Below are 21,106 nucleotides of genomic sequence, written 5' to 3'. Positions count from 1 at the left end.
GCCCAAATCCATGGTCTGGATGATCGGGGTGGCGGTCGGGCTGGTGATGTAGGAGCTCAGATTCGGCAGGTGGAAGGCCTTGGTCCAGCGGCCGAAGACGCCGAAGTTCGGCGCCAGCTGGTAGTTCGCGCCCAGGGTCCAGCCGGTTTTATTGAAGGTGTGGTCGTAGTAGTCGAACACGCCGGTGCCGGTGCGGATCTTGGACGTAGCGAAGGTGCCCAGGTTCACATTGGCCTGGCGCTCGGTCTGGCCGGAGGTGTTCACCTGTTCCCAGCGCAGGCCGCCGTCAACGCGCAGCTGCGGGTTGATCTGCCATTCGTCAGCCAGGTAGAAGGCGTTGGTCTTCGAGATGCCGTTCGCGTTTTCCGACTCGTAGCCGTAGTTGTAGATGCCGTGGTCGGTGATGGAGCCCAGCGGTTTACCGGATGCGTCCAGGCCTACCAGGTCGATCAGGGGGGCCTGGCTCTGCGCGCCCAGCAGCACGGAGGAGGAATAGCGGCTGAAGTGCTGGTTGAAGCGCGCGTAGTAATAACCCGCGGTCACTTCGTGGCGCTGGCCGGCGATATCGAAGGCGCGCGAGATGCGCAGATCGTTGGTCACTTCTTCCAGCGGCAGGGTCACGCCGCGCAGGCCGCCGACGATGATCAGCCCATTCGGATCGACGTAGTTGGTGCCCGGTTGCTTGGTGTACTGCAGGCCAAGCTGGGTGGCGCCCGGAACATAGGACAGCAGGGATTGCGATTGCTTCAGGAAGGCCGCAACGCTCAGCAGCTGGTTGGCAAACACGCCGTTACGCTGGGTTTCGGTCTTCGAATAGCGCAGGCCATCGGTCAGTTTCCAGTCGCCCAGTTCCTTTTCGATGTTGAGGCTCAGCTGATTGCGGCGCACGTGGGTCCCGTCGCTGTTGTCGAAGTGATAGGTGCCGCCGTTGCCCATTTTCTGGTCGACGATCTGGGTCTGCGGTCCGGCCACGGTGCCGTAGTTGCCGTCAAAGCCGGGGATGGTGCGGATCTCGCCATCCGGGTAGGTGCGCATCGGGATCGCCAGGAACAGCGCGACCTTGTCGTCCAGGTGCTTGGCATCGAAGGTGATGCGGCCATGGTCGATTTCCTTGGTCAGCTTGAGGCGGATCTGGCCACCGTCGTTGGCCTTGAAGCCCGGATCGCGCACGCCGTCGTCCTGGCGGTAGAAGCCGCCGATGCCGATGCCGTAGTCGTCCTTCAGCGGTGTGGCGTACCAGAAGTCCACGCGCTTCATGTTGTAGTCGCCGATGCTGAACTTGATCAGGCCATTCGGGTGGTCGCCGATTTCACGGGAGCGGAAGTTGATCGCGCCGGCCGGTGCGTTGGTGTAGAACACGGAGGACGGGCCTCCGCGCACCACCTCGATACGGTCGATGGTTTCGTCCAGGCGGAAGGCCTGGTCGGCATTCAGGTAGCCCAGCGACGGGTCGTGCTGCACCGGCATGCCGTCTTCCAGCAGGGTGACGGAACCGAAACCGTCCACAGGGATGCCGCGTGCGCGGATATTGCCCGATGCTTCGCCGCCCGACGACTCCACCCAGAAGCCCGGCACCGATTTCATGGCTTCGGTCACGGAGGTCGGCGCTTGCAGGCGCAGCGCTTCTTCGTTAATGGTGGTGATGGAGTAGCTGGCTTTTACCTTGGTGCGCTTGTTTGGCGTACCGGTCACCACCACCACGTCACCGGAAGGCGCGTCGGGCGTGACGGACGCTTCGGCGGCTGGCGCAGCGGCATCGGCCGACTCTTGCGCGTGCAGCGGCAGGGCCGCCATCGTCAACAGAGCGGCGCTACCGCCGGTAAAAGCCGCGCGAATGGCGCGGGCAAGCATAGGATTTGCCACGTGTATTCCCCTGGATGAGTTAGAAAATGGTAAGACCAGTGCAATACCGTTCATAATTGTGAACGATAACAACGGGCGGTACAGTACCAAGGGAATGTGAATACTTGATGACAAGCCACRTGCAGAACACGCAGCTTGTCTTGGGCAGGTCCTAAATTGGTCTTACAACTTATCGACCAGCTCGACGATTACTGCAGATTGATTGCAGCGACCTTGCCGCTGCTGTTGGAAATGTAAAGCACGCCACGATTCGAAATCGATAGGGCGCCGCCTAATGCATAGTTCCACACGGTCTTATGCGTGGCGAGGTCGATCGCCAGCGTCGACGTATTGGAACTGACAAAAGCCAGGTTGTTGGTCAGGACTATATTGTTGAAGCTGGTGTCGTTCTCAGTGCCAACCAGAGTATCGGAGGACCACAGAAGATGACCATCCGCAGGCGAACGCGCTTCCAGTACGCTTCCGTTGGCATTCAAAATGTACACTACGTCCTTAGCGTATGCGGCCATGCCGGAGGAGGGGCCGTTCACAGCCCAGGCCATTGTACGCAAGGTCAGGTCGAAGGCGATCAGTCGATTGCTGTTAACCACAAATCCACGTGTTCCAGCCAGTGCCATGACATTGCCGTCGTAGCCGCTCCATTGATTGCCGACGTCCACGATCTTGAATGCGGTCGCGCCATCCTTCACGTTGACGGCATACAGGGCACCGTTCATGTAAGCGTAGGCATAGTTGTCGTCAACTGCGGGAGTCCAATTGTCGTATTGGGGCAGAGTGTAATTGGACCAGGCGACGGAATGGTTGACAGAGTCGAATTTCACCATGCCGCCGTAGTAGCCACTGTTAGTGTATACGTTCTGGCCGACCACCGTTGGAGCCTTGTACTTCTCCCACTGCGACGACAGCGCAGTCTTGCTTACGAGTGAACCAGTGGCCTGATCGAATTCCCAGAAGTAGGTGTCCTGGTGGCCGGCGGACGTCACATAGACCTTGCCATTGCCAATTGCGACTGGGTTGACCTGGTACAACGTTCCCATATCTTTGCGCCACAGGTCCTGACGGGTTTCTTCGTTGATTGCAAAAACTTCATAGTGCCCAGTGTTTGCGTTATGCGCGACGCCGTACAGCATGCCGCCATCGTGAGCGAATTCGACCGTATCGCCCGGACGACCCAGGAGGCCGGACCAGCGACGTGCAAAATTGGCGGCATTGAAATTAGCTGGAACATAGCCGGTGTGCGCAGCGTTGCCCTGGAAGGTCGTCCAGCCGGCTAGGCCAGGAAGAGCCTTTAGCGGTGTAAGCGCGGTACCTGGCTTGACAGTGACTTGAATCGGGATCTGCCATGGCGAGCCGGTGATCGGTTTACTGCACACCGTTGGATTGTCTTCGCACAGTCGCAATTCAAGACTGGTGGAATACGTTCCAACAGCCAGTATGGAAGAAGTCTGCAAAGTGGCACGGTACTGCAACTGGGACAGTGCTTCCACGTGAACGTCGGTAGAAATGACCCCCTTTTTATCAACGATAGCGATATTAATCGGTGTGCTGATGGTCTTATTGGAAGTGGCAGTGATATTGAAAGACTGCACTTCTCCTTCATAAATCGACAGACTGGTAGTGGGTGGTGTAATTGTCAGCCAGCTTTGTTCTGGACTTGGCGTTGGTGCGACTGGCCCGGTTGGTTGTTGGACGGGGGCGCCGCTGTTGCCGGCATCGCTGCCTCCACCACCTCCGCAGGCGTTAAGAGTCAGGGCCAGTGCAATGGCGGCGCCTATTTTAGCGGTCTCATGGAACATGCGTATTTCCCAAAATTGTTGTTAAAAATAATTACAAAAACAGTAATTATATATTAACCAAGACAATATTTGGAAATGCGCTGGCGCGCCATTCCGAATCAGACCAGCGGTAGGGCGGTCGTGTCTTTCACGCGCTGGAGGGCGAAGGACGATTTCACATCCAGCACCGCCGGGTGGCGCAGCAGGGTGGACATCATGAAGCGCGAGAAGTGGTCCATGTCTTCCACGTGCACGCGCAGCAGATAGTCCATCTCGCCGGTCATGGCATAGCAGGCCACCACTTCCGGCCACTGCTCCACCGCCACCGCAAAGTCGGCGCGCGGCGATGTGCCGCTCGGGTTCACGCCGAGGGCGCGCGCCGTGCCGGCGGTAACTTCGCTATGCTTTTCAAGACGTACATTGACATAGGCCAGCAGGCCGAGGCCGATCTTGTCCGGGTCGAGCAGCGCCACATATTGGCGGATCACGCCTTCCTCTTCCAGGCGCTTGATGCGGCGCAGGCAGGGCGAGGGTGACAAATTCACCTGCTCGGCCACGTCCTGGTTCGACAGGCGGCCGTCGGACTGCAAAATGGACAAAATCTTGCGGTCGGTTTTATCCAGCGCAATCTTGGTCATTATTTCCCCTGTTATTCGTGGTTACGGCAATATTATTGCTCATAACCCTGAAAGCAGGGAAATCTTTGCAATTTAATGTCGCATTCCCGGGACTATACTGTGCGCAATTCAGAACGGGAGACAAGCATGAAATTTACCCCCTGGGAAAACCCAATGGGCACCGACGGTTTCGAATTCGTCGAGTACGCCGCCCCTGATCCGAAAGCGCTGGGCGCACTGTTCGAGCGCATGGGCTTTACCGCGATCGCACGCCACCGCCACAAGGACGTGACCCTCTATCGCCAGGGCGATATCAATTTCATCATCAACGCCGAACAAGATTCGTTCGCGCAGCGTTTCGCCCGTATCCACGGTCCTTCCGTGTGCGCCATCGCCATCCGCGTGAATGACGCCGCCTACGCCTACAAGCGCGCGCTGGAAATGGGCGCCTGGGGCTTCGACAACAAGACCGGTCCGATGGAACTGAACATCCCCGCCATCAAGGGCGTGGGCGACTCCCTGCTGTACCTCGTCGACCGCTGGCGCGGCAAGAACAAGGATGTGGCGCCGGGCAGCATCGGCGACATCAGCATCTACGACGCGGACTTCGTCGCGATTCCTGGCGCTGAAGCCAACCCGGTCGGCAATGGCCTGACCTATATCGACCACCTGACCCACAATGTGCACCGTGGCCGCATGAAGGAATGGGCGGACTACTACGAGCGCCTGTTCAACTTCCGCGAAGTGCGCTACTTCGACATCGAAGGCAAGCTGACCGGCCTGAAGTCGAAAGCCATGACTTCCCCATGCGGCAAGATCCGCATCCCGATCAATGAATCTTCGGACGACAAGTCCCAGATCGCGGAGTACCTGAACGAGTACCACGGCGAAGGCATCCAGCACATCGCTCTGGGTTCGGACAATATCTACAACTCGATCCAGGGCATGCGCGACCAGGGCATCGTGTTCCAGGACACCATCGAAACTTACTACGAACTGGTGAACCGCCGCCTGCCGAACCACGGCGAGCAGCTGGAAGAACTGCGCCGCCTGCGCATCCTGATCGATGGCCACAGCAGCGCCGACACCAACGAGCGCGAACTGTTGCTGCAGATCTTCACCCAGAACGTGATTGGCCCGATCTTCTTCGAGATCATCCAGCGCAAGGGCGACCAGGGCTTCGGCGAAGGCAACTTCCGCGCACTGTTTGAATCGATCGAACTTGACCAGATCCGCCGCGGCGTTCTGGAAGACCCGAACAAAAGCGCCGCGTGATCGCATGCACGGCGGATCGATGATCCGCCCTACGCAGAGTTACCGAAACGTACGGTGACGGTGGTTGCGGCACAAGACAAACGTAGGGCGGGTCATCGACCCGCCGCACCGGCGAACCTCGCATTAAGACGGGGCGCCGGTTTTGCAGTTTTTAGAAAGTATTGGAGACACACCTGATGAACGCACCCGTCAAGAGTGGCGAGCTATCGCCAGCACAGGACATCACCCTCGACGATAAGTGGACCCTGGAGCGCGGCCGCGCCTTCATGACCGGCACCCAGGCGCTGATTCGCCTGCCGATGATGCAGCGCGAGCGTGACCTGAAAGCTGGCCTGAACACTGCAGGCTATATCACGGGCTACCGCGGTTCTCCGGTCACGTCGATCGACATGACCGCGATGAAGACCAAGAAGTACCTGGATGCGCATCACGTCAAATTCCATCCCGGCATGAACGAAGACCTGGCGGCGACTGCCGTCTGGGGCACCCAGCAAACCAATCTGTTCGAAGACGCCAAGTACGACGGCGTGTTCTCGATGTGGTACGGCAAAGGCCCTGGCGTTGACCGCTGCGGCGACGTATTCAAGCACGCCAACAACGCGGGTTCCGCCAAGCACGGCGGCGTGCTGGTGCTGGCCGGCGACGACCACGCTGCGAAATCGTCGTCGACCGCCCACCAGTCCGACCACATCCTGAACGCCTGCGGCATTCCGGTGCTGTATCCGGCGTCGGTGCAGGAATACATCGACTACGGCCTGCACGCATGGGCAATGAGCCGCTACACCGGCCTGTGGGTGTCGATGAAGTGCGTGACCGACATCATCGAATCGGGCGCCGTGGTGGACTTCGATCCGGACCGCGTGCAGATCAAGATGCCGGAAGACTTCGAGCTGCCTGCTGGCGGCCTGAATATCCGCTGGCCGGACACCGTGCTGGACATGGAAGTCCGCATGAACAGCTACAAGTGGTATGCCGCGCTGGCCTACTGCCGCGCCAATAAGCTGAACAAGATCATCTGGGATGCGCCGAAGCCGAAGATCGGCATCATCACCGCCGGCAAGTCCTACCTGGACACCCGCCAGGCGCTGGCCGACCTGGGCATCGACGAACAAGCCGCTGCCGACATCGGTATCCGCCTGTACAAGATCGGCATGACCTGGCCGCTGGAAGCGGATGGCGTGCACGAATTCGCCAAGGGCCTGGACGAAATCCTGGTGGTTGAAGAAAAGCGCCAGATCCTGGAATACGCGCTGAAGGAAGAACTGTACAACCTGCCGGACGGCCAGCGTCCGCGCGTGGTCGGCAAGTTCGACGACACCGGCGAATGGAGCAACCATGGCAAGACCGGCCACGGCGACTGGCTGCTGCCCGCGACCTATGAGCTGAATCCGGCCCAGATCGCACGCGCCATCGCATCGCGCATCGAGCACTATTGCAAGGACCATCCGGTTGCAGCACGCGTGAAAGAGCGTATCGCCTTCCTGGAAGCCAAGGAAGCCGCGCTGAAAACCCTGCCGGTGAAGGCGAATCCGGAAACGGACCGTATCCCTTACTTCTGCTCCGGCTGCCCGCACAACTCGTCCACCAAGGTGCCGGAAGGCTCGCGCGCCATGGCGGGTATCGGCTGCCACTACATGGTGCTGTGGATGGACCGCGAAACGTCCACCTTCACCCACATGGGCGCGGAAGGCGTGACCTGGGTTGGCCAGGCGCCGTTCACCAACGAGAAGCACGTGTTCACCAACCTGGGTGACGGTACTTACTTCCACTCGGGCATTCTGGCGATCCGCGCTGCCGTGGCGGCGAAGGTGAACATCACCTACAAGATTCTGTACAACGACGCGGTGGCAATGACCGGCGGCCAGAACGTGGACGGTCCGCTCGATCCGGGCATGATCTCGCGCCAGATCGCGGCCGAAGGCGTGACCCCGATCATCGTGGTGACCGACGATCCGGACAAATACCCGGACGACTACAACTGGGCCAAGGGCGTGACCGTGCGCCACCGCTCCGAGCTGATGGAAGTGCAGAAGGAACTGCGCGACATGCCGGGCGTGTCGGCCATGATCTACGACCAGACCTGCGCTTCCGAGAAGCGCCGYCGCCGCAAAAAAGGTGAATACCCTGACCCGGCCAAGCGCGCCGTGATCAACGAAGCCGTGTGCGAAGGCTGCGGCGACTGTTCCGTACAGTCGAACTGCCTGTCCGTGGAGCCGCTGGAAACTGAACTGGGCCGCAAGCGCCAGATCAACCAGTCCAGCTGCAACAAGGACTTCTCCTGCGTGACCGGTTTCTGCCCGTCCTTCGTGACGGTGGAAGGCGGTGGCCTGAAGAAGCCGAAGAAAGCCGGTGGCGCCGGTGGCGAGATTCCATCGCTGCCTATGCCTAAGCTGCCTTCGACCCTGAACCCATACGGCATCCTGATTACTGGTATCGGTGGTACGGGTGTGGTGACCGTCGGCCAGATCCTGGCGATGGCGGCCCACGTGGAAGGCAAGGGCGCGATCGTGCTGGATATGTCAGGCCTGGCCCAGAAGGGCGGCCCGGTGATGTCGCACGTGCGTCTGGCCGACAATCAGGCTGACCTGCACTCGACCCGCGTGGGCACCGGCAGCGCCGACCTCGTGATCGGCTGCGACCAGATCGTGACCGCCAGCCGCGATGCACTGAGCCGCATGGGCGAAGGCCGTACTTATGCTGCCATCAACTCCACCGGCGCCACCACGGCTGCTTTCGTGAAGAACCCGGACTGGCAATTCCCCGGCACCAGCTCGCAGTCCGAAATCAAGCGCGCCATCGGTGAGCAGAATGTGGACTTCGTGGATGCCGGCCATATCGCCACCTCGCTGATGGGCGACTCGATTGCCACCAATATGTTCATGCTGGGCTACTCCTTCCAGAAGGGCCATGTGCCGCTGTCGGAAGCGTCGCTGATGAAGGCGATCGAGCTGAATGGCGTGTCGGTTGGCTTCAACAAGTCCGCCTTTACCTGGGGCCGTTATGCGGCGCACGATATCGCTGCCGTGACCAAGATCACGACGCCGGCCAAGGTCATCGAGTTCAAGCGCGCGCAGACCCTGGAAGAAATCGTGAACAAGCGCGTCGAACTGCTGACCGCTTACCAGGACCTGGCTTACGCCAGGAAGTATGTGGAGTTTGTGGAGCAGGTGAAGGCAGCGGAAAGCGCAACCGGCGCCAAGTCCCTGAAGCTGACCGAATCCGTGGCGCGCTACTTCTACAAGCTGATGGCCTACAAGGACGAGTACGAAGTGGCCCGCCTGCACCGCGATCCGGCCTTCCGCGAAAAGATCGCCAATATGTTCGAAGGCGACATCAAGCTGAAGTTCCACCTGGCGCCGCCAATCCTGGCGAAGAAGGACAAGGACGGCCACCTGATCAAGCAGGAATTCGGTCCGTGGATGATGAAGGCATTCGGCGTGCTGGCCAAGTTCAAAGGCCTGCGCGGCACCGCCCTCGACGTGTTCGGCTACACCGCCGAGCGCAAGATGGAGCGCGCGCTGATCGGCGAATACCGCAACACCGTCGCCGGCCTGCTGCCGAAGCTGACCGCGGAGAACCTGGCGACCGCCGTGGCGATCGCGCGTATTCCTGAAGACATCCGCGGCTACGGCCACGTGAAGGAGCGTCACCTGAAGGCCGCCAAGCAGAAGGAAGCATCGCTGTTGGCGGAATTCAGCAAGCCTGCAGCAGCAACGCACGCAGCCTGATTGCTCGCACTTCGACAAAAAGCCGGRGCATGTCCCCGGCTTTTTTACACCCCGCACCTCAAAGCAAGTGGCAGGCACATCGTGCCTGCCACTMGGGTKACGCCGTGGGTTGCCCCCCGATTCGTGAAGAAATTTTTTTTACATAAGCATCTGCCAAAAGATTCGTTCATTAATTGAAATGGAGTTGCTAAGGTTGCGCCTTTGTAAAAAGGACCACTTCAATGCGAACACAATTTCAATTGAAACCGCTGGCGGCAAGCGCGATCGCGCTGCTGTGCGGCGCAGCCGGCCCGACTTGGGCGCAGACACAGGACGCCGCGCCCGCTGCTGTTGTCATCACCGGCTCCCGCATCCCGCGCGCCAGCACCGAAGGCCCTTCGGCCGTTACCGTGATTACCGGCGAGGACATCACCAAACAAGGCTTCAAGAATGTCTTTGACGCGCTGACCAATCAGTCGCAGAACAGCGGCTTCGTGCAGGGCGCCGACTACGGCAATACCTTCACGCCATCGGCCAACGCCATCAGCCTGCGCGGCCTGGGGCCCAACCACACGCTGGTGTTGTTGAACGGACGCCGCCTGGCGGACTTCCCGATTGCGTATGAAGGCACGGTCAACTTCACCAACCTGGCCAATATTCCATCGAGCGTGGTGGAGCGCATCGAGATCCTGAGCGGCGGCGCATCGGCCGTCTATGGCTCGGACGCGATCGCGGGCGTGGTCAACATCATCCTGAAAAAACAGGCGCAAGGCTACGATATCAACCTCAAGGGCGGCACCACCACGCGTGGCGGCGGTGGCGACAGGCGCCTGCAATTCACCGGCGGACAAAGCTTCGACAAACTCAATACGCTGTTCAGCGTTGAGCTGCTGGAGCGCGATCCGCTGTGGAGCGCAGACCGCGACTTCATGGCCAGCAAGACCGGTGTCGCACCGACTTCGGTCCTGGCGCGCAAGAACGTCAGCACCGGCAAGTACGTGGACCTGGGCGACACCTGCTCGTCCATCGGCGATCTGTTTGGCGGCAGCACCGTGAAGTACACGGCCAAGGCGGGCAGCTATTGCGCCAGCCCGAAAGTGGGGCCGACCTACTGGACCACGCAGACCAAGAACAGCAGCCAGAATATTTTCGGCAGCGCCAATTACGAGCTGTCGCCGGCAACCACGCTGTATGCGGAAGCGCTGTATGGCCAGAACCGCAGCACCAACAACACGCGCGGCCCATCGTGGACTTCGCGTTCGGCGACCGACAGCTATTTCTGGAACAGGAACACCGGCGTTTACGAGGCCTGGAGCCGCTACATCTCGCCGGAAGAAATGGGCGGCGTCGACCGCTACAACAGGACCTGGGACGATCAGGCCAGTTCTCTGTCCTTCGGCCTGCGCGGCCAGATTCCGAACTCTTCGTGGAACTATGAAGCGGGCTACACCGCTTCGCTTTACAAGAGCCAGAACCACACGCCGCGCGCGCTGGCCAATATCGACAGCTTCTTCCTGGGTCAGCAGCAAGGCGTGAACGCGGATGGCATCGCGATCTTCGCGCCCGATCCCGCACGCCTGACGAAACGGTTGACGGCGGATGAATTCAATAGCATCACCGGCGAATCGGTCAGCCATGACAAGTCGTGGACCAATACCCTGAGCCTGACCGCCAACGGCGAAGCCTTCAACTTGCCGGCAGGTCCGGTCAAGGTCGCGACGGTGGCGGAGCTGGGCAAGCAGGGCTTTTCCAATGTGCCTGATTCGCGCATCAACGAGGGTTACTTCAACACGCTGGTGCCGTCCGATGTGACTTCCGGAACGCGCAAGCGCTATGCGATTGGCGCCGAAGCCAGCATCCCAATTGTGAAAACGCTGGATGGCACGCTGGCAGGACGCTACGACCGCTACAACTTCGCGGGCCGCAGCGATGGCAAATTCACCTACAACGGCGGCCTGGAATGGCGTCCGCTTACTCAGCTGCTAGTACGCGGCAACTACGCGACCAGCTTCCGTGCGCCGGATATGAATTACATCTACAAGGCGCGCGGCACCGGCTACTACTCGTCCACCACGGATTACTACCGCTGCGCCAAGGCGGGCCTGGCGGTGGCTGATTGCGATTTTGCGAACTACTCGCCGGGTGCGGACTATGTGCAGACCGGCAGCAAGGACCTGCGCTCCGAGAAGGGCCGCTCCACCGGCCTTGGCGTTGTCTGGTCGCCCAGCGCAGACTTCGACGTCTCGCTGGACTACTGGAAGATCCGCATCGACGACCTAGTGACCAATCTGAGCGCCGACAAGCTGCTGCGCGACGAGGCCGACTGCCGCCTGGCTGGCGACCTGACCTCGCCAACCTGCGCCGACGCCATCGCCCGCATCGTGCGCTATCCGGACAATGCGCTGAACAAGCCCGGTGAGATCAAGACCATCCTGGTCAATCCGATCAATGCAGCATCGACCAAGGTCAGTGGTATCGACCTCGCGGCCAAATACATCCTGCGCACTGCGGCCTACGGCAATTTCATCACCCGTGTGAATTATTCGAAGACGCTGAAACAGGAATCGCGCCAGTTCGCGGGCGATCCGCTCAACGACGACAAGAACGACCTGTCCAACTACGACTGGCGCGACAAGCTGAATGCCAGCCTGACCTGGAATGCGGGCGACTGGTCCAACACCCTGTTCGTGCAGCGCTATGGCAAAGTGCCGAATGGCGCGGGCGACGCCTGGCTCACGCCGACCACTTTGGTCAACGCCAGCGTCGTGTACAAAGTGAACAAGCGCACCACCGTTTCGGCCGCGGTCAACAATCTGTTCAACCACATCAAACGGGACGACAGCGCCGGATGGCCGTATTACCCGGTCGGCAACTACAGCCCGGCAGGCCGCCAGGCCTGGCTTGAGCTGAACTACCACTTCGGCTCCTAAGCTGCGACGGCGCCCACAAGGCGCCGTCTTATTACAAGTTTGCTGAAATTGGCGGCAGATGGCGCACTATAATCACGGCATGCAAAATACCGTCTTACTGTTGGCCCTGTGCGCCACCTTGGCCGCATGTGGCGGTAGTGATTACGCTCCTCCGCAAACGCCGGACAATCCACCTCCCGTGCAACCCCCACCGGTCGACCCGCCACCGGTGGACCCGCCGCCGGTGGCCGACGAACCATCGCTGCCTTACTGGAATCGCTGCGAGCATCCGCGTACCGGCTCGCCGGATGGCTTCTTGCCTTATCCCGATGTGCAGGGCACGCTGGCCGACGAGAAGAAGTTTTTGCGCCTGTTCCTGAATGAGACTTATCTCTGGTACAAGGAATTGCCAAAGCTGGACGAAGCCAGCTATACCAGTGCGATTAGCTATTTCAACGCCTTGAAAACGCCGCTGCTGACCGCATCCGGCGCAGCCAAGGACCGCTTCCACTTCACCTATCCGAGCGCGCAGTGGGACGCGATGCAGAAAGGCGTGGACAATGGCTACGGCGTCTATTGGGCGCGCAATGCGGACGGCAAGGCGCCACGCACGTGGCGGGTCACCTACATTATTGATGGCACGGCAGCCCAGCTGGCAGGCCTGAAGCGCGGCGACTTGCTGGTGGACCTGGACGGTATCGATTTCGTGAATGCCTCTGATGCCGACTCGGTCGCAAAACTCAATGCCGGGTTGACGCCCCTGACCGTTGGCGAGCAGCACAGTTTCACGGTGCAGCGCGGCGCGCAGAAGATCGCGGTCACCATGAAATCGGCCCGCATCGATGTCTCACCCGTGCAGAACGTGACGACCATCGACACGCCGACCGGCAAAGTAGGCTACCTAGTATTCAACTCGCACAACACGGCAGCGGAACGAGGCTTGTTCGACGCCTTCAATACTTTGCGCGATGCGCAAGTGAAGGACCTGGTACTGGACTTGCGCTACAACGGTGGCGGCTTGCTGACCATCGCCAGCGAACTGGCATACATGATTGCAGGTCCGGGCCCCACTACAGGCAAAATCTTCGAGCAGACGCTGGACAACGGCAAAGACGATAAGCCTGCGCCGGTCACGTTCCTGAGCAAGACCCTGGGCTATCTCTCATCGAACCCGGCGCCGCGCAATACGGACTTGCCCTACCTGGGCCTGAAGCGCGTGACCATACTCACCAGTGCCGGTACTTRCTCGGCCAGCGAGTCCGTCATCAACAGCCTGCGTGGCGTGGATGTGGAAGTGAACCTGGTCGGTGGCCAGACTTGCGGCAAGCCTTATGCGTTCACGCCTATCCCCAATTGCGGTACGACCTATTTCGCGATCCAGTATCAGGGCATAAACGCCAAAGGCTTCGGCGATTACGGTGAGGGCTTCGCGCCGACCTGCAATGTGGAGGACGATTTCGGCCATGCGCTTGGCGACAAGGCCGAGTCGCAATTGTCTGCTGCGCTGTCGCTGCGCGCCAACGGCAGCTGTCCGGCGCCGGCGGCATCGGCGCGGGCGAGGGCGGCGGCGCCGCAGCAAGTGTTGGTTCCTGCGCGGCCGGAAGTCGCGGAACTCAAAATATTGCAATAAAAAGTAGCTAAAACGACAGTTTCCCGATAAAGTTGCCCAAAGGATACTTGCTTTAGGTATTCGCTAACTAATGGGAAATTTATGTCCGAAGCTGTTTCCAAGCCTTCGGCGGAGATGCTGTCCCAGCTGACCCGTCCGACGGCCTCGTACAAGCGCAGCGCCTACCTTGCGGTGGCTGGCCTGCTGGCCTTTGTGCTGGTGTATTTCGGTCTGGCGGGATGGTTCCTGGCCACGGCCTGGCGCCTGATCCGGTCCGCTTCGCACGCCTCGGGCGGATTCTGGAACTATGTCGGCGCCGCGGTCGCCCTGCTGCTGGCGGGCTTCATGCTGAAGGCGATCTTCTTTGTGCGGAACGCCAAGCCGGAAGGGCTGGAGGAAGTCACGCCGGAGCAGCAGCCGCGCCTGTTCGCCTACCTGCATAAGCTGGCGGATGCCGCTGGTGCGCCGCGTCCGCATCGCGTATTCCTGTCGAACCGCGTCAATGCGGCAGTGTTCTACGATCTGTCGCTGGCGAACCTGATTTTCCCAACCAAAAAGAATCTCGAAATCGGGCTGCCGCTGGTGAACGCGCTGCCGCTGGGCGAGCTGCGCGCCGTGCTGGCGCACGAATTCGGCCATTTCGCGCAGCGCTCGATGGCGGTAGGCCGCTGGGTCTATCTGGCGCAGCAGATCGTGCAGCAGGTGGTGGCGCGGCGCGACAAGTTCGATGCGTTTATCGCGGGCCTCGGCCGCATCGACTTCCGCCTGCTGGCAGTGGCCTGGGCCTTGCAGATTGTGGTGTGGTCAATTCGCTCGCTGGTGGAGTCGGCCTTCCATCTGCTGGTGATGGTGCAGAGTGCACTGTCGCGCGAAATGGAAATGCAGGCCGACCTGGTGGCGGTTTCTCTGACCGGCAGCGATGCGTTGATCCATGCGCTGCACCGGCTGCGCGCGGCCGACGATGCCTGGGACCGCACGGTCGGTTTCGCCATGGCGGAACGCAATCAGGGCAATCCCGCGCGCGACGCTTACGCCCTGCAGCGGCAGATCACCTGGCGCATGGCCGCGATCCTGGACGATCCGCTGTACGGCAACGTGCCGCCGTTGCCGGAGACGCAGCCGGAAGACCACCGCGTGTTCAAGGCGGAGCTGGGCCAGCCGCCCAAGATGTGGCAATCCCACCCGCAAAATCATGAGCGCGAACAGAACGCCAAGCGCCAGTACGTCGCGGCGCGCATCGACCAGGCCAGCGCATGGACGCTGTTCGAGAATGCGCCCGCACTRCGCGAAACCATGACCGCCCGCTTGCTGGCCGGCGCCGAGGAAGCGAAGGAGCCGATTCCTGTCGAAGAAAGTCTGGCGCGTCTGGACCATTATTACGGCCGCGAGCAATACCATGGCCGCTACAGCGGCATCTACTTCGCCCGCAATCTGACGCGCCATGCCGCAACGCTGGCAGACTTGCGTGCGGAGCGCGACAAGGCAGCGCTGGTCGACCTGAAGATGCTGTATCCGCAAAGCCTCGCCCAAGATGTGCGCGAACTGCGCCAGCTGGAGGGCAATAAAGGCCGCATTGGTGCCGTGATCGCGGGCCATCTGGCGACGGAAGGCGGCCGCGTGCAGCTGGATGGCAGGCAGTATCACCGCCGCGAACTGCCGGCGCTGAAGGTGCAATTCGAGGCGCGCATTGCCGAACTCGAAGAGCAGCTGCGCCGCCACACGGCGCAAAGCCGCCGCGCCCATTTTGCCATCGCCCAGCAGTTGGGCCAGGGCTGGCCCGAATATCTGGACAGCTTGCTCGCCGTGCTGCACTACGCGGAGCATACCTCGGCCAATCTGAACGACGCCTACGGCCTGGTGCAGAACACCTTTTCCGTGGTGGTGGCGATTCGCCGCCAGACCGAGAAGAGCATCGACAAACTGATGCTGCACTGCATGGCCCTGCGCGACGTGCTGGAAGAAATCTACAAGGGCCGCACCGACGTGGAGCTGGATGCGGAACTGATGGCGCGCATGGAGATGAAGGAAAGCTGGGCCGTCACCTTGGGCGACTTCACGCTGCCGCATGTGTCGCGCGAGAACATCAACGAATGGCTGAATGGCGTGGCGAGCTGGGTACGCTTCACCGACAACTGGCTGAATTCCATGCGTGCCTGCGCGCTGGAGCGCCTGCTGATGTGCGAGACGTCGCTGGTGCGCCAGCAGGCACTAGGCGTGGCGGGGGAAGCGGCGCCTGCGCCGTGCAAGGTGCCCGCGAAATATGCCGCGCTGGCGGAAGGCGAAGAGCGCAAGCTGCAAACCTCGCTTAGCTGGTGGGCGCGCTTCCTGCGTGCGGACGGCTGGCTGGCCGGCGGTGCACGCCTGGCGGTGGCTGGCGCCATCGTCATTGCGGTGCTGACTGCCGGTGCCCAGCAAGGCGAAACCAATATCATGGTGCTCAACGGCCTGGGAACGGCGGTCGACGTGACGATCGACGGCAGGAGCGTGACGGTCGGACCGGGCGAACACAGGATGGTGGGCGCATCGCCGGATTCTACGCACAAGATTGAGGCGCGCAGCAAGGGCAATCTGATCGAAAGCTTTAGCGCCGATGACGGCAATGGTGTTGGCGTCTACAACGTGGCCGGTGCGATGCCGCTGGTGCACTGGACGGCGTATTACGGTTCCAACCACACGGAAGACAAGCCGCAGATGCTGGGCTCTCCGCGCTGGAGCGGCAGTACGGAAGACGTGCTGTTTGCCGAGCCGCCCAAGAGCGTCTCCAGCCGCACGGGTTCGACGCGCACGGTGCTGGGCAGCGTGAGCGGCGACGATCCGGCGCGCCAGATGGAGTTCGTATCCAACCCGGCGCAGCGTGAAGCCATGCTGCTGGCGCACGCGCGCTGGGACAATCCGGACCATCCGGCCGGCTATGGCTGGCTGCAGCTGGCTTACACCGGCGGCCACCCGGAAATTCTGGCCCAGCGCCTGCATGACACGCCGGACAATGTGACCTTGCGCCGCCTGGAGCAGGACGTGGCCAAGGAATCGCCGGAAGTGTGCGCCGCCGCCCGCGCGCGGGCAGCGGAAAAGCCGGACGACGRCGACCGCGCCTACCTCGCGCTGCGCTGCAACGGCACCGCACCGGCTGACGACGTCAAGCTGGCCGAAGCCATGGCGCGCTGGCCGAAGAATCTCTGGCTGAAAAACATGATGCTGCGCCGCCTGATCGACAATGGCGAGCTGGCCGCGGCCGAGCCTTTGGCGCTGCAGCTGGTTGGCAGGCCGCCTTTTGGCCGGGATGATGCGGAACTGGAGCTGGCGCGTATCCAGCGCTACACCAAAGGCTGGGCCACGCGCGCAGCGACGGTGTCGCCAGACACCATGCTGGGCTGGCTGCAGAAATCCGAGCAGGGTAGCCATCCTCAAGGCTCGCCGGACAACGCCTATGCTGATCTGAACTTGGGGCAGCTCGGCGTGGTTCGCACGAAGATCGATGGCCATGCCGACATTCAGCCGCGCATGCAGCGCCTGGTGGGGGCGTCCGACAACGCCTCCTCCGTGGAGATCAGGCGCGCRCTGGAAGTTCCGCTCGGGCAGGGCATCGATCACGCGACCGTGCTGACCACGGCCGCGCTGGCGCTGCGCACCCAGCACGATCCCGAGCCCTATTTCAAGGCTGCCGAACCGCTGTATGGCGAGCTGGCGCCCAGGATGCGCGAATTCCTCCTGCTGACGAACAAAGGGCGCTTTGCGGAAGCGGAGCAGTCGCTGGTTGGCACACCGCTGGCCGTGCGCGGCATGGCGTACAGCGCGGGCCTGGTGCTGGCCGGTCCGATGGCGCCGCCGCAATGGCGCAAGATGGCGCGTGCCTTGCTGTTTGCGCCGGAGCGTCCTTACTTCCGCGCATAAGCGGACTATAATGCATCGGCTTGCGGGACCGGCCTGGCCGCGTCCCGCTCCTTCAATGAACTTTGCCGGAGCCTGTGCCGATGATGCGTTCTGCTTTGCTGCTGTCCCTCCTTGCCGCCCTCCCTCTTGCCCACGCTGCGCCTGACCTGACGACCGTATCCGAGCGTTCAGGCTTCCAGGCCACGGGGCACTACGATGAAGTAGTCAAACTGTGCGGCGATTTCCAGAAAGCCTATCCGAAAGCCGTTCGCTGTTTCAGCTTTGGCACCACGCCGGAAGGCCGTCCCATGCTGGCGCTGGCCGTATCGCGCACCGGCGCGCTGACTGCGAAAGACGCCAAGGCGCGCAAGTTGCCCGTGCTGCTGGTGCAGGGCGGTATTCACGCCGGTGAGATCGATGGCAAGGATGCAGGTTTCCTCGCCTTGCGCGAAGCGCTGGAGGGCAAGGTTGCTACGGGTTCGCTCGACAAGCAGGTGCTGCTTTTCGTCCCCGTCTTCAATGTGGATGGTCATGAGCGCTTCGGCAAGAACAACCGCCCGAACCAGCGCGGACCGGTGGAAATGGGCTGGCGCGTCACCGCCCAGAACTACAACCTGAATCGCGATTACGTGAAGGCTGACGCGCCGGAGATGCAGTCCATGCTGGCGCTGGTGAACGAATGGGACCCGCTGGCCTATATCGATCTGCACGTGACCGATGGCGCCAAGTTCCAGCCGGATGTGTCGATTCAGGTTGAGCCGGTGCACGGCGGCGATGCGGCGCTGATGAAAGCGGGCCTGGAGCTGCGTGAGAACGTGATGGCCGATCTGCGCAAGCAAGGCTCCGATCCGAAGCACTACTACATTTCCTTCGACAAGACCGACGATCCGACCTCCGGTTTTGTGGACAGCATGTCCACGCCGCGTTTCTCGACCGGCTACTTCCCGCTGCGTAACCGCTTCGCCATGCTGGTCGAAACGCATTCGTGGAAGGATTACCCGACCCGTGTGCGCATCACGCACAACACCATCGTCTCGCTGCTGGAGCAGGTGGCACAGCACGGCCAGACCTGGTCGCGCATGGCGGCGGAAGCGGATGCACGTGCCGCATCGCTGGCCGATATGCCGCTCAGCTACAAGACCACGGACGAGGTCACCATGATCCAGTTCGGCGGCTACGAATACACACGCACGCCTTCCGAAGTTTCCGGCGGCCTGTGGACGAAGTACGATGAGGGCAAGCCGCAGATGTGGACAGTCCCGCTGCGTGATGAGGTGGTGCCCGACTTCACGGTGAAAGCGCCGGCCGGCGGCTATATCGTACCGGCCGCGCAGGCTGCACTGGTCAGCGCCAAGCTGAAGATCCACGGCATCGGCTATAAAGTGCTGTCCACCGCGCCGGGCAGGATTGACGTCGAAACCTTCCGCGCCGAGCACACCAGGTTGTCGCCGAATTCCTTCGAAGGCCACCAGCTGATGACGGTCGACGGCGCGTGGAAGCCGGAGCAGCGCGAAGTAGGCAAGGGTGCATTGTTCGTGCCGATCGCCCAGCCGAAATCGCGTCTGCTGGTGACGATGCTGGAACCGAAGGGCGCCGACGGCTTGCTGGCCTGGGGCTTCTTCAACAACAACTTCGAGCGCAAGGAGTACATGGAAGAGTATGTCGCCGAGGACGTGGCGCGCGAGCAGCTGGCGGCCGATCCTGCGCTGGCCGCGGAATTCAAGGCCAGGGTGGACGGCGATCCGGCCTTCGCCAAAAGCGCCCACGAACGCCTGAACTTCTTCGCAAAGCGCCACGCTTCGTGGGACGAGCGCTTCAACCTCTATCCGGTGTATCGCACTGCCGCGAAGTTCTGACGAATCAAGACGCTGAGTATTTGCGTGGGCGCCGCGCTGGCGGCTTACGCTGTGCCTAGAATGGCGCTCATGCTTACTCGTCTTCTTATACTACCGGCGCTGCTGGCCAGCGGCGTCGCCAGCGCCGCCACCTGGTACGTCGCGCCGGACGGCAAGGATAGCGCCGCCGGCACGCAAGCGGCGCCGTGGCAGTCCATCGCCCGCGCGCAGGAAGCCGCCGCTCCCGGCGATACGGTGCTGTTTCGCGGTGGCCGCTATGCCTACACGGCGGCAGTCAAAGGCTGCGCCACGCGCACCGACAGCGTGGATGCGGTGCTGCTGAATAAAAGCGGAAGCGAGGGACAGCCGATTCGCTACTGGGCCTATCCGGGCGAAACACCGGTGTTCGACTTCTCCGCGATGAAGGACGATTGCCGCGTCAAAGGTTTCAACGTCTCCGCCAGCTGGCTGCATATCAAAGGCCTTGAGCTGACCGGCGCGCCGCAGCAGCCGCAGAACCGGCTTAATCACGAATCCTGGGGTATCTGGGTCAATGGCTCGCACAATGTGTTTGAGCAGCTGAACACGCACCATCATATGGGTCCCGGCCTGTTCATCAAGGAGGGCGGCTATAACCTGGTGCTGAATTCAGACTCCCACCACAACTACGATCCTTACACTTCAAACGGTGCGGGTCAGAGCGCGGACGGCTTCGGCGCCCACATCAAGGCGGGCCAGCCGGGCAATGTCTTTCGCGGTTGCCGCGCATGGGACAACACCGACGACGGCTTCGACCTGATCAACGCTTTTTCGCCTGTGGTGATCGAGAATTCCTGGGCCTGGGGGCATGGCTATCTGCCCGGCACGCGCACGCCGCTGGCGGCGGGGAACGGCAACGGCATCAAGGCCGGCGGCTATGGTGGAAAATACGTGCCGAACGGCGTGCAGCACACGGTGCGTAATTCCATTGCCTTCGACAACAAGGCGGCAGGCTTCTACGCCAACCACCATCCACTGGCGCTGGAATTTACCGGTAATATCGCTTTTGCCAACGGGGCGAACTTCAATATGCGCGGTATCACGCCGGACGGCGCAGCGGCCAGCTTCGGCATTTTGCGCAATAACCGCTCATACGGCGACCGGCCTAACAGCTATATGGAAGCTGTGGACGCCCAAGACAATTCCTGGAATCTGCCGCAAACGCTGCCGCTGCAGGGCTGGGATGCGCCACGCCAGGCCGATGGCAGCCTGCCGGCGCTGCCCTGGCTGTCTGCACTGCGTTAGCGCAGCTGCCAGCGCCGCACGATCTCGTTCTTGCGGCCATTCGAGGAAATGATGCGGTAGCCCTCGTTGAACAGCTTGCGCGCCTGTTCGCCTTGTGGATGCGTGGTGCTGAAGCCGATGTAGGAACCCATCGGCGTGGCATGGAAAGCCACGCCGACATTATTCACTTGCGCCTGCTGCACGATTGCCGCATCTGTCTTCATCTGATTCGCCATCATCAGCGCCAGGTCAACACGGCCCGCTGACAGCTTGCGCAGATTGGCCTGTTCGCTGTTGGCGCGGTCAAGCACCGCACCGCGCTTTTCGACTTCCGCCAGCGAGGCGGGATATTCATAGCCGTTGACGATACCGATGCGCGTGCC

11 protein-coding genes are annotated in these 21,106 nt (G+C 61.4%); 7 read left to right on the top strand and 4 right to left on the bottom strand.

The features are described 5' to 3' along the window. From AB4Z11_RS02245 to AB4Z11_RS02235, 3 genes are all read right to left on the bottom strand, one after another. Positions 1–1,851 (bottom strand): TonB-dependent receptor (locus AB4Z11_RS02245; protein ID WP_442022501.1); only part of this gene is annotated, 1,851 nt, incomplete at its 3' end. Between the two features lie 200 nt (positions 1,852–2,051). Beyond that, entirely contained in the window at positions 2,052–3,659 is a 1,608-nt protein-coding gene (locus AB4Z11_RS02240; RefSeq protein ID WP_442022499.1) for an outer membrane protein assembly factor BamB family protein, read from the bottom strand. A 98-nt stretch (positions 3,660–3,757) separates the two neighbouring features. Continuing rightward, positions 3,758–4,276, bottom strand: a complete 519-nt coding sequence (locus AB4Z11_RS02235; RefSeq protein WP_442022497.1) for an Lrp/AsnC family transcriptional regulator — start codon at positions 4,274–4,276, stop codon at positions 3,758–3,760. Between the two features lie 126 nt (positions 4,277–4,402). Between AB4Z11_RS02235 and hppD the strand changes: the two genes are divergently transcribed. The 7 genes from hppD to AB4Z11_RS02200 all read left to right on the top strand — a co-directional run bounded on the left by hppD (position 4,403) and on the right by AB4Z11_RS02200 (position 20,744). Beyond that, positions 4,403–5,530: a 4-hydroxyphenylpyruvate dioxygenase gene (hppD, locus tag AB4Z11_RS02230; protein ID WP_442022495.1), complete on the top strand. Its 1,128-nt coding sequence runs from the start codon at positions 4,403–4,405 to the stop codon at positions 5,528–5,530. Positions 5,531–5,706: 176 nt separating this feature from the next. Continuing rightward, positions 5,707–9,258: an indolepyruvate ferredoxin oxidoreductase family protein gene (locus AB4Z11_RS02225; RefSeq protein WP_442022493.1), complete on the top strand. Its 3,552-nt coding sequence runs from the start codon at positions 5,707–5,709 to the stop codon at positions 9,256–9,258. 221 nt (positions 9,259–9,479) lie between these two features. Then, positions 9,480–12,167 (top strand): TonB-dependent receptor plug domain-containing protein, encoded by a 2,688-nt coding sequence (locus tag AB4Z11_RS02220; protein ID WP_442022491.1) that lies wholly within the window; start codon positions 9,480–9,482, stop codon positions 12,165–12,167. 178 nt (positions 12,168–12,345) lie between these two features. Next, positions 12,346–13,776, top strand: coding sequence for a S41 family peptidase (locus AB4Z11_RS02215; RefSeq protein WP_442022489.1), 1,431 nt, complete (start codon positions 12,346–12,348; stop codon positions 13,774–13,776). A gap of 81 nt (positions 13,777–13,857) precedes the next feature. After that, entirely contained in the window at positions 13,858–17,646 is a 3,789-nt protein-coding gene (locus AB4Z11_RS02210) for a M48 family metallopeptidase (protein WP_442022487.1), read from the top strand. An 80-nt stretch (positions 17,647–17,726) separates the two neighbouring features. Beyond that, positions 17,727–19,481 carry a M14 family metallopeptidase gene (locus tag AB4Z11_RS02205; RefSeq protein WP_442022485.1) on the top strand — a complete coding sequence of 585 codons (1,755 nt, stop codon included), beginning with the start codon at positions 17,727–17,729 and terminating at the stop codon, positions 19,479–19,481. A gap of 69 nt (positions 19,482–19,550) precedes the next feature. Beyond that, entirely contained in the window at positions 19,551–20,744 is a 1,194-nt protein-coding gene (locus tag AB4Z11_RS02200) for a right-handed parallel beta-helix repeat-containing protein (protein WP_442022483.1), read from the top strand. Here AB4Z11_RS02200 and AB4Z11_RS02195 read toward each other — a convergent pair. Then, positions 20,741–21,106: hypothetical protein (locus AB4Z11_RS02195; RefSeq protein ID WP_442022482.1), on the bottom strand; the 366-nt coding region annotated here is incomplete at its 5' end. The genes AB4Z11_RS02200 and AB4Z11_RS02195 overlap by 4 nt on opposite strands.

This window comes from Pseudoduganella sp. RAF53_2 (assembly GCF_052113985.1).
Lineage (GTDB): Bacteria > Pseudomonadota > Gammaproteobacteria > Burkholderiales > Burkholderiaceae_D > Rugamonas.
This window is presented reverse-complemented; position numbering and strand designations above follow the sequence as displayed.

Excerpts from the sequence above, each read along its gene's own strand:
- AB4Z11_RS02240 (WP_442022499.1), bottom strand. The coding sequence starts at position 3,659 with ATGTTCCATGAGACCGCTAAAATAGGCGCCGCCATTGCACTGGCCCTG.
- AB4Z11_RS02235 (WP_442022497.1), bottom strand. The coding sequence starts at position 4,276 with ATGACCAAGATTGCGCTGGATAAAACCGACCGCAAGATTTTGTCCATT.
- hppD (WP_442022495.1), top strand. The coding sequence starts at position 4,403 with ATGAAATTTACCCCCTGGGAAAACCCAATGGGCACCGACGGTTTCGAA.
- AB4Z11_RS02220 (WP_442022491.1), top strand. The coding sequence starts at position 9,480 with ATGCGAACACAATTTCAATTGAAACCGCTGGCGGCAAGCGCGATCGCG.
- AB4Z11_RS02205 (WP_442022485.1), top strand. The coding sequence starts at position 17,727 with ATGATGCGTTCTGCTTTGCTGCTGTCCCTCCTTGCCGCCCTCCCTCTT.
- AB4Z11_RS02200 (WP_442022483.1), top strand. The coding sequence starts at position 19,551 with ATGCTTACTCGTCTTCTTATACTACCGGCGCTGCTGGCCAGCGGCGTC.